We start from the raw sequence: 2193 nt of genomic DNA on the forward strand, positions 1-2193 counted from the left end.
TCATGCCTGTAAAGCTAGGTAGGATTGCACTTTGTTTGATCTGACCTTGGTCAAGGGTGCGTTGCCATAAAACCCAGTTGCTGTCTTTTTGGTGGCGTTCTTGTAACTCATTGGTGGCAGCCAATAATGCCAAGCGACCAGATGCAGTAATGCTTGCTGCTGACAGATAATTAAATCTTGTTCCTTCAAGGGTGGTATCACCTTGTGAATGACTTGCAATATAGTTGGCGGTTAAAGTAGCGGGTAGTGCAGTCTTTAGGTATGTTGAACCTTGAGCATGTGTGTCATTATAACGAATGCCCAACAACTTTCTTTTGGTGTGACTGTTGTATTGATTATTATGCAGGTTGTCTACAGCGTATAAAGCGATATTACCTGACGACCATAGTGAGATATTTCCTGTCGTGGCATGCATTTGGGTGCCATACAAGTCGATGTGATTTTGACGATCTAAGCCATGAGTCTTTAGACGGATGTTATTGGCAGTCAGGATGGTAGGGACGGCATCTTGCCATTCATTGCTTGAGACCGTGGTGGTGTATTTACGCCGATACCATTTGCCATGCTTTCGTGTACTGCGATCATAGCCATACTCATAGTCTAAGTCATGATCTAGCAAGATAGAATGGTTAGTATTGATGGCAATGTCTTGTGCTGCTTGTAGCTGACCGCCTTGAATGACAAGGTGAGTGTTGGGGTCTTGATGGGTGGCGTGCAAGCGTATGTTTTTACCGGCAGTAAGTTGGGTTGGCGTGCTAAAAGCAATGATGCGATGATGATCACCATGTTCGTTACCCACCTCATAGTGATTTTGCAATCCATCCAAGACAATACTACCATCCAAGGCTTGGCTTGTGTCTGAATTGGTGGCTTTGGTATAAGCATTTGGCATCATGCCTCCAGATGACAGGTGGATATCACCTGCCGCATCAAGGTTGGCACCACTTAGTAAGATACCCAAAGAGGCTGCCAAAGTGATGTCGCCTGTCTTACTGTTTAATGAAGCTGTGCTGTGTTCATAACCAAAGACTGCTTGAGTTAAAAAATTCACACGAGACTCTAGGCGTTCTTGTTGTTTTATCAAGGTTTGTTGTTGATCAATTAAGTCCTTATAAGTTTGGTTGAGCTTAAATACCTGGTTGACATTAAAGTTCATCACCTCTGCAGGGAAGCTGCGATCTTGATTGATGTTGATGATGGGGTCGGTTCGCCTAATAATGCGCGGTGGTGTCCAATCAGTAAAATAAGAGTTGCTCGATGGTAAGACTCTTCCACCGTGAGACATTTCAAACATAGGAAGCGGAGATTCCAAGCTTTTTAAACTCCGCTGATAATCAAGGTATTCTTGATGCTTAATACTCAAGCGATCCAATCGATCCTTTTGCTCGTGATAGGTAATGTATCTGGGTAAGCTTTCTAGAGCATTAAGCCTAGTCCGTACATCATTAAGCTGTTTTTTGGCGTGCTGTAGTGCATCGATTGTTTTTTTATCACTTAGCGTATTTTTAATGCCATCAATAAAAATATGACCTTGGGTAGCATACAAGCCAATATCTTGGTTGGCATCAAGGCGACTGCCTTTTAGATGAATGTTCCGACCTTGTAGTTCAATACCTCCCAAGGTAGATTCCAAATGAAGTGCTTGCTGTGAGCCATTACCCAAATTACCACCTTGACCCCAAAGATGCAGGTCTCCTGCAACAACTCTCAAAGATAAGTCCCCTGCAGCTTGTATCACATGATTTTGAGGTGAGATATTAAGCGTCTGATTGGTTTGAAGAGACAAATCCCCATCAAGATCTGCCAGCAAAGCATTGCCTGTGGTACGGGCGGTCAATCTATTCTCACCTTCAACAACCAAGGCATCGCTTTGTAATAATACCGCACCGCCAGTATGACTGACATTACCAATAATGGTGTGATTGCCATCGGTGATGTTGCTTAAGATGCCTTTGGCATTCAATGAGCTGTTTTTGGTTGTCTGATTGGCTTTGGTGTAAATCGCCACATGCTCTTTGGAATCGATACTGGCGTTACTAAAAGACAGATGACGATTGGCTTGAATCTGGCTATTTTTTGCACTCGTCAACACAGTATTTCTTAGGCGTTGGTTGTGTTGGGCGAAACTTGACAGATTACCCATGGCTGACATGTTGGTATTATCATAGCTAAGAGAACCTTGCAGGTTGGCAA

Annotated in this window: 1 protein-coding gene; it reads right to left on the reverse strand. The window is 43.4% G+C overall.

Annotation, left to right across the window (positions count from 1 at the left end):
• Positions 1-2193 (reverse strand): hemagglutinin repeat-containing protein (locus tag M2R47_RS09295; protein ID WP_249102500.1); only part of this gene is annotated, 2193 nt, incomplete at both ends.

Source organism: Moraxella oculi (assembly GCF_023336735.1).
In the GTDB taxonomy this organism is placed as follows: Bacteria; Pseudomonadota; Gammaproteobacteria; order Pseudomonadales; family Moraxellaceae; genus Moraxella; species Moraxella oculi.